Source organism: Mycobacterium sp. 1165178.9 (assembly GCF_001673555.1).
Classification (GTDB): Bacteria; Actinomycetota; Actinomycetes; order Mycobacteriales; family Mycobacteriaceae; genus Mycobacterium.
The window spans coordinates 1-7,707 of record NZ_LZMB01000591.1; the positions used below are offsets into that span (position 1 = coordinate 1).

The 7,707-nt window shown below is 60.8% G+C and carries 7 protein-coding genes; 5 read left to right on the plus strand and 2 right to left on the minus strand.

Going from position 1 to position 7,707, the window contains the following annotated elements:
* The 3 genes from A5652_RS25920 to A5652_RS25930 form a co-directional block, all read left to right on the plus strand.
* Positions 1 to 318, plus strand: a 318-nt coding sequence (locus A5652_RS25920) for a nitroreductase family protein (protein ID WP_197514110.1), incomplete at its 5' end; no start/stop codon positions are given.
* An 11-nt stretch (positions 319 to 329) separates the two neighbouring features.
* Complete coding sequence (gene fadD4 / locus A5652_RS25925; RefSeq protein WP_067358775.1) at positions 330 to 1,850, plus strand: fatty-acid--CoA ligase FadD4; 1,521 nt, start codon at positions 330 to 332, stop codon at positions 1,848 to 1,850.
* A gap of 311 nt (positions 1,851 to 2,161) precedes the next feature.
* The gene (locus A5652_RS25930; protein WP_232001456.1) at positions 2,162 to 2,893 is read left to right on the plus strand and encodes a TetR/AcrR family transcriptional regulator; all 732 of its coding nucleotides are present in this window, start codon (positions 2,162 to 2,164) and stop codon (positions 2,891 to 2,893) included.
* Between the two features lie 162 nt (positions 2,894 to 3,055).
* On the opposite strand, the gene A5652_RS25935 is transcribed toward A5652_RS25930, so the two are convergent.
* A complete protein-coding gene (locus A5652_RS25935; RefSeq protein ID WP_232001455.1) occupies positions 3,056 to 4,645 on the minus strand; it encodes a class I adenylate-forming enzyme family protein in 1,590 nt (529 codons plus the stop codon).
* Between the two features lie 118 nt (positions 4,646 to 4,763).
* Positions 4,764 to 5,972 (minus strand): MaoC family dehydratase N-terminal domain-containing protein, encoded by a 1,209-nt coding sequence (locus tag A5652_RS25940; protein ID WP_067358781.1) that lies wholly within the window; start codon positions 5,970 to 5,972, stop codon positions 4,764 to 4,766.
* Positions 5,973 to 6,247: 275 nt separating this feature from the next.
* On the opposite strand from A5652_RS25940, the gene A5652_RS25945 reads away from it, so the two are divergent.
* Together A5652_RS25945 and A5652_RS25950 are read left to right on the plus strand one after the other, a co-directional pair.
* Entirely contained in the window at positions 6,248 to 7,246 is a 999-nt protein-coding gene (locus A5652_RS25945) for an acyl-CoA dehydrogenase family protein (protein WP_067358784.1), read from the plus strand.
* A partial coding sequence (locus tag A5652_RS25950; protein ID WP_196771181.1) for an acyl-CoA dehydrogenase family protein occupies positions 7,230 to 7,707 on the plus strand: 478 nt, incomplete at its 3' end. The genes A5652_RS25945 and A5652_RS25950, both read left to right, overlap by 17 nt.

Here is a 7,707-nt window from a genome sequence, read left to right on the forward strand (position 1 = left end):
GCGGCGCCCGTTCTGGTGTTGTTCTGTGTCCAGCCGCAGCGAGGGACCACCGAACTCCAGCAGGGCGGTTCGATCTTTCCCGCGGTGCAGAACTTCCTCTTGGCTGCCCGCGCGCACGGACTTGGCGCGGCGATTACCCTGTGGCACGGGTCCTGCGAGGACGAGCTCCGCTCGATGGTCGGGATTCCTGACGACTGGAAGATCGCGACGCTGCTGACGGTGGGCTGGCCGCGCGGCCGACACCACACCGTGCGCCGCAAGCCGTTATCCGAGGTAGCGACGATAGATCGCTGGGACTCGTCCTGGCGGACCGGGTGAGTGACGCACGAATGGACCTCCGCGCTCACACCGCGTCCACGAAACCCGCTGTGATACTTCACCCTTCTGGGGTGACGGTGAGTTTCGACGAACTCGAGGCCAGTGCGAATCGGCTGGCCCACTATTTGCGCCGACAAGGCCTCGCGGCGGGGGACACGATTGCCGTCGCGATGGAGAACAACGAGCACATACATGCGGTGATGTGGGCTGCGAGGAGAAGCGGTCTGTACTACACGCTGATCAATACGCAACTGCGTACTGCCGAAATCTCCTACATTGTGGGCGACAGTGGAGCGAAAGCGATCATTTCGTCAGCGGCGATGCGCGCTGTGTGCCAACAGCTGTCGGAATCGCTCCCGCGTGGACTGCCATCCGTGGCGCTTATCGCCGACGATGAACTTGAAGAGTGGCGACGGTACCCGGACTGCGTGGCCGCCATGCCAGCGACACCGCCTGCGGGTGACTGCAACGGACAGCTTCTCCAATACTCGGCCGGAAGTACCGGACGTCCAAAGGGGATTCGCCGCCCATTGGAGGCCGCCAGCACTGTTGGAACGAGCTTGTCGACACCCGTCTTCGAAGCCCTCGGTGTGACAAGCGAATCCGTCTACATGAGTCCGGCGCCGACGTATCACACCGCACCCGCGATGTGGACGATGGCTGCCCAGGCCGCTGGCGCAACGACTGTCATGATGGAAGCGTTCGATGCCGAGGGCGCGCTGGACTGCATCGAGCGGTACGGCATCACCCATGCGCAGTTCGTCCCGACGATGTTCGTCAAGATGCTCCGGCTGCCTCGGGCGACGCGAATGCGGTACGACCTGTCGACCCTGCAGCGTGTGGTTCATGCCGCCGCGCCGTGTCCACCCGAGATCAAGCGGCAGATGATCGATTGGTGGGGGCCGATCGTCGATGAGTACTACGGTTCCTCAGAAGGCGCGGGTATCTCATTCATACGCGCCGAAGACTGGCTGCGTCACCCGGGTTCGGTTGGCAAGCCGATGCTGGGAGTGCCGCACATCCTCGACGAGGACGGCAAAGAGCTGGCAGCGGGACAGGTCGGCGACATTTATTACGAAGGCGGCTATCCGTTCGAGTACCTCAACGATGCAGAGAAGACCGCTGCGGCACGCAACCCCATGGGGTGGGTGACCGTCGGCGACGTCGGCTACCTGGACGACGACGGCTACCTGTATCTCACTGACCGTCGTCATCACATGATCATCTCGGGAGGCGTCAACATCTACCCGCAGGAAACCGAGGATGCCTTGGTGTGCCATCCGCTGGTGGTCGACGCCGCGGTTTTCGGCATACCGGACGAGGTGATGGGGCAGTCCGTTACTGCTGTCGTTCAGCTAGTCGATCCGGCGCGGGCCACGCCACAGCTCGCCGACGAGTTGACCGGGTGGCTGCGAAACCGGCTAGCTCACTACAAGTGCCCGCGATCGCTGTACTTCGAACCGCGGGTGCCGCGCAGCGACGCCGGGAAGCTGTACAAACAAGACCTGATCAACAAGTACTCGCGACGTTGAGCTCGGCCGGCCTCACTCCGGCGAGCGAAGAAGGCGGTTGCGGTTTTTGACGCTGCGATCTGGTGTTGATGCCATCAACGCCTTCGGCGTATCTGTAGGTCATTTCGCGTCATTTGGCGTCGTGTCGCGTAGTCAAATTCCAGGTTTCCGCAGGTCAAAAACGTTTTCGCGCCGGTTCGCTTCCCGGCAGCTCCACTGAGAATTAGCTGGTCAGGGCTTTCGAGCTCTGGCCAGTTTTCGTTTCATCAACCAGGAACCATGGGCTGGTCGCAGGTGAATCGGCGGTATATTTGCCCTCAGTGAAGGACAAAATCGACAACCGTCGCCCGCGAACCTCAAATGAGGACGGCGATCAGGGCCGCACGTGGCAAGAACGAGCAATTGAGCGTCGCCTCGGCGATGCGCGGGCGTTGGCGGTTGCTCGTAGCACGCGGTTTATGGCGACGGCGCTAGAGCTGGTCCAAGAATCCGGGCAAGCGAGTTTCACATTACAGACACTGGCCGATCGTGCGAACCTCAGCGTAAGGACCTTCTATCAGCACTTCGCAGGCAAAGACGAACTCCTATTGGCGTTGTACGAAGACCTCACTGCTCAATTCACCGACGCAATAAGGGAGAAAGTCGAGGCAGCGGAAGGCCCGATGGGGCAGCTGGAGGCATGGTGCAGGGGAGTGCTGTCTCGTCCAGGTTCATCGCAAGAAGTCGGTGGTCGCCTGGTTCTGATCTACAACTTGAGTCTCGAACTGGATAATCCGGAGGCGTTCGCGAAAGTCTGGGAACCGCACCGCAAGTTGTTGACAGAGATTTTGACTGCATGTTCGCAAGCGGGCCTCGTTCGAAACGACCTCACGGTGAAGCAATTGACGTCACTTCTGGGCTCCACCCTCACTTCTCTTGGCCAGTACAACGCGTTGCACGGTGGGATGGATGAGACTGGCTTGACCGAAGAGGTTGTCTGGTCCTGGTGTCGCCGAGCAGTCCTCCCCGCGGCGGTACCGTGTGCGGATGACTCTGCCGCCGGCAAACAGTCGACGAGAGGTTAGGAGCACTGCGGGGTCATCGACACGCGTCTCTCCCCACGCGTTGTCATGTCGGTGATCCCTGCCACCTCGCTCACATCGTGGTCCTAGAACATGACTCGCCATCCGCCGCGTACAGTCCTAAGCCCTCTCTCACTATGCGCTGCCGGCGTGGCTTCATCACGCTCATATGACCGACAGCCGCTCCGCGGCGAGATCACGAAGCGTGTCGGACTTGATCTTGTTGCTGCCTGTCAGGGCAATCTCTTCTTCGCAGAAAAAGAGTACGTGGCGCGGCACCTTGTAGCTCGCTAGCCGTTGTCGTAAATATTTGCGAATCTCGTCGGGTTCGACGCTGGCGTTGTCGTGCGGCACGACACAGGCGACAACGATCTCGCCGAGTGTGTCATGCGGCAGGCCAACAGTTTTGGTCAGCTTCACCGCGGGATGCATCGCTAACGCATCGTCGACTTCGAGCGGTGAGACATTCGCGCCGCCCGTCTTGATGATTTCGGTGAGCCGGCCTTCCCAGAACAGACGGTCGGCGTCGTCGAGGTGTCCGCCGTCACCGGTGTGGAAGAACCCCTCCGCGTCGAGCGTCTCGTCCAGCGGTGTACCCAAATAGCCCAGCATCAGTGTGGGCCCTTTAACGCAGATCTCGCCGCTTGCGTACCGCGAAACCACTTGTCCGGTGAGTGGATGCACAATCTTGACTGTCACGCCCGGCAGCGGCACTCCCCAGCTGTCGGCATGTGCCTCACGCGATGTGTCGACTCCAAATCCCGTTGAGAATGTGAATGTTTCGGTGTTGCCGTAGGCGTGTTCTGGAAAGGACAGTTCGGCGGACACCGCCGGATGACGAGCGATCGCTGTCTTGGAGTCGGCGAACCGCATGCTCCTCAAGTCCACGTCGAGCCAGTTGGGTAAGCTTTCGATTTGCGCCCATTGATGTGGCCAGGCAAACGGGTAGTTCACGCGCTCGGCAACCATCAGTTCAAGCGCATCCGCGGCGTCAAAGGTTGGTTGCAGTACCAGCGAACCACCGGCGGCGAGCGTGGCGCCAAGTGACATAACGAAGTTGCCGGACCAGAAGAAGCCGTTCGCCGACCAGCAACGGACATTGTCGTCACGGCTGAACCCGCACATTCTTCGGAAGCGCCACATTTGGATCGCTACGCCGCGGTGGGCGCTGATGATGCCCTTGGGTTTGCTTGTGGACCCTGACGAAAAGAACACCACTGCAGCATCACTCGGACACGCTGCTTCAGCTGTCGCCTGTACCAGTTCCTGCGGTTCGCCGCGACCACGAGCGAGGAAGTTCTCCCATGAGTCGATCCCTGTCGGTGCTTCTCCGACCGTTGCGAGATGACGGAGGAACGGGAACCTGTCGGACTGCAGCGCTCCTGGAGCCATCGTGCAAATCGCGGGCTCAAGCTCGGACAAGACCTTCGCAAAGTCTGTCTTCAGCACACTGCGTTCAAACAGCAGCATCGCTGCGCTTGACGACTTGAGGAAGTATCCGAGCTCCGACGCGGTCGAGAAAGTGCTAAGTGTCACGGCCACCCCACCGGCGAGCGAGACGCCGAAGACAGCCGAGATCCACTCGGGACGGTTGGTCATCAAGACCCCGACCCGAGTGTCTTTGCCAACGCCACAGGCACGCAACGCGCATGCCACTTCGACCGCTCTCTCCCACAGCTCGGAGTAACTCCAACGCATTTCGTCCTTGGCAGTGCGGAAGACGAGTGCTTCTCGGTCGCCGTAGGTTGATGTCACGTCACGCAGAAAGCCTGGAAGCGTGAGAGTGCCAAGCCCCGGCTCGTCGCTCAGTGGAGGGCCATATGCGATTGAAAGTGGTTCCGCAGCACCAGAATTCATTTATTCACTGGCCTCGCTACACCGGTAGCTCGATCTCGGCCGTGCAGGCGACGAGTTCCTCGTCATTCTGGTTGCTGAGGCGCAACTTTACCTGAACAAGTGGCACTCCCCATGTGGATTCCGTTTCCTTGCCGATGACCTCGGCGTCGAAGTAGGTGACGTCGCCCTCGAACGCGGGCCCGCGGAAGTCGGCCTTGGTGTGCCGGACCATTCCGTCATTGCCGGCCCAGTAGGCGAGATAGTCGGTGCACCACGCGCCCATCGTGGCGCCGTAACCATAGGCGCGTGCCATCCCTACCTCGGTGGCCCGCTCGGCATCGATGTGACCACGTGACGGGCCGAGATAGAGCCCGTCGCGTTTGCGGGGATCGATCTTCGCGTCTTCCTCGTCGAACGCAAAATCCTTGCCAAAACCCGGATCCTGATAGACCCACGGATCGTCGACGTCAACCGGTGCAACCCACCGGAAAGCGCCCCAGATATTGAAGAGGAAGGCTCGGTACTCGGTGGTGAAGCTAGCGATGCTGTGCGGACCGATCACCCGCCGCGGCAGAGTGTCACCCACCTTGACCTCGTCAAAGTGCGGCGAGATGCCCATCCGGTTCGATTCCAGCCAATCTCGGCGCAGTCTTTCCACTTCTTCCAGCTCGAGCTGTGTCCATCGCTTGATGTCGCCGAGCTGGCTTTCGAACATCCCGCGTTTCCTTGCCTCTTCATAGAGATAGCGGATACCGGTCGATCGTTCGCGGGCTACCAGGACGCCGTTCTGGTTGGTATGGGTGGTGTCTCCGCGTGAAAACATCGTGGGCCCAGCGAATTTGGTCTCCACAACCTTGTAGTCGTGGAACCGCCGTTCCTGGAACAATTGGTCGCCCGGGCGGACGGGGCATCCGTAGAACCACCATTCCTCACCCCCAAAGATCAGGTGGCTGTTCGGAATGTGCCCTACGCACGCGGGTCCTGCGCCGTGCCCGTAGTCAAGGGCGACCGCGATGGACTGCGGCGCGATGATGCCGCCGAACTTGGACGCCCGCGCGAATTGCTCATCCCAATGGATCGGATTCGGATAGTCCATCGCCATCACCCAGCGACGAATGTCGGAGGAACTACAGGGATCCCACAACTGGCCGCCGCCGACGGGCTTGCCTACCCGGTAGTCGACGTCGGACAGATCGAGCTCGACTTTCGGCGAAGTGGGACCTGTTGTGGTCGACTTCTTGACCATTGTGTGCTCCTGCTCAGCGATGGACGTTGACGACGCCGCGGCCCCACGTTTGCCGTCCTCGTCGCACGTAGGTGCCGCGTGGGGCCCGAAGCGACGGAAGGGGCTGGTCGACGGCCTTTTGGGTGGTGGTTCCCTTCTTCCCGCGTCATCGCCATGACTCGATAACTCACGATGTTCTATCCTGCACATCTTGATTGTCAAGATCCGTCAACCTAGACTTGCGCAATACGAGAACTATATTCTCGTCAGACATTCTCGGACAAGATGGGGCCCAGTTGCTTCTTGAGCTCGACGATGACCAGCGTCTTTGGCGCGAAACGGTCCGGGGGGCGCTGACCAAACAGTGCCCACCTTCCCTTGTCCGATCGATCGCGGAGGGCGGCGCCGACGCCGCCCCGCTATGGCAGTGGTACATCGAGCAAGGCTGGATGGAGCTCATCGGCACTCAAAGTTTCGTCGAGCTCACCCTCCTGCTTGAAGAACTCGGGCGCGTGAGTGATCCAACGCCGATCTTGGCGACAATGACCCAGTTCGCACCTTTGGTTGGTGACCGCGGCGCGCTGGATGGCGCCGGCGCCGCGGTGTACAGCGGTGTCACGGCATGCAGGTATCGCGCCGGCTGGGTTCTCGAAGGCGCAGCGCGTTACGTCCTTGACGGGAACCGTGCAGACCGACTCGCCGTGGTGACTCCCGCCGGTGTGTTCGTTGTCGAGGCGAAAGCCGTAATATCTCGTCGGGTCGCAGCAATCGATCCCTTGCTGCACCTCGCGGACCTTCGCTTTAACGAAGTGCATGTCGGCGATGAGAACCGGATCGCATCAGACACCGAGCGGGCATGGCACATCGCGCTGACCGGAATGGCGATCACAATCGTTGGCGCGTGTCAGCGCATAGTCGACATGGTTCTGGAACACCTTAAGCAGCGCTACCAGTTCGGCGTACCGATCGGGTCGTTTCAAGCGCTCCAACATAAGGCCGCGGACATGCATGTGGCGATCGAGCGGGCGCGAGCGGTGTCATACCTCTCGGCGCTCACCATCGTCGCTGACGATCCGCGTCGCCGCCTGTTCGCCGCGATGGCGAAAGCTGCAGCGGGGGAGGCGCAGTCGCTTGTCGTCCAGCACGGATTGCAATGCTTCGGCGCGATGGGGTTCACATGGGAGAACGACCTGCAGTTCGCCATTAAACGTGCGAAGGCGGGGGAACTGATGCTCGGCGATGCCTCAGAGCATCGCGCGCTCATCGCCAGGGAGTATCGTGCAGCTGACTTTTGATCAAGATGTCGAGTCGTTCCGGGCAGAGTTCGCCGCATTTCTCGACGACAACCTGCCGACCGAAGCCGAAACATTCGAACGTCCGCGGTCGGTCTCGCATATGCCAACCTGGGCCAGGAACTGGCAGCGCCTGCTGTTTGACAACGGCTGGCTACTCCCCGCACAGCCCCCCGAGTTCGGCGGTCGTAACGCGAGTGTGCTTCAGCAATTCGTCCACTTAGACGAACTGTGCCGGAGACGCATCTATCACAGCTTCAACCCGCAGGGCGTTAATATTGTTGCTGCATCGTTGATTACGTTCGGCACCCGCGAGCAGCAACAGCGCTGGGCGATTCCGGTCCTTCGCGCCGAAATGACCGCTTCGCTCGGAATGAGTGAGCCCAGCGCGGGTTCCGACCTAGCGTCCCTGCGAACGCGCGCCGTCCGAGACGGCGACGAATTCGTAGTCAACGGTCAGAAAG